This window comes from Paraburkholderia sp. SIMBA_053 (assembly GCF_046534895.1).
Classification (GTDB): domain Bacteria; phylum Pseudomonadota; class Gammaproteobacteria; order Burkholderiales; family Burkholderiaceae; genus Paraburkholderia; species Paraburkholderia caledonica.
The window spans coordinates 1-255 of sequence record NZ_JAWRXU010001143.1 but is presented as its reverse complement, the minus strand read 5'-3'; the positions used below and the strand labels follow the sequence as shown (position 1 = coordinate 255).

Annotated in this window: 1 protein-coding gene; it reads left to right on the top strand. The window is 63.1% G+C overall.

Going from position 1 to position 255, the window contains the following annotated elements; genetic code table 11:
• Window positions 1-255: triphosphoribosyl-dephospho-CoA synthase (locus SB753_RS39220; RefSeq protein ID WP_410805439.1), on the top strand; the 255-nt coding region annotated here is incomplete at both ends.

Below are 255 nucleotides of genomic sequence, written 5' to 3'. Positions count from 1 at the left end.
CGGATGGCTTCGCCGATGTGCTTGGATTTGGGCTCACGCAGTTTCGCGCAGCATTGGACGTTGGCCCCGTAGATCAACCGCGTCTGTTGCGAGCAGTGCTCAGAACCTGGCTTGGCTTTCTATCGCACTGGCCCGACTCGCATATCGCGCGCAAGCATGGGATCGCGCTTGCGCGGCAGGTCAGCCACGATGCTCGCGTGTGGCATGCTCAGACCGAGCCGGACCCCGTCGAACTCGCCGCATGGGACAACACGC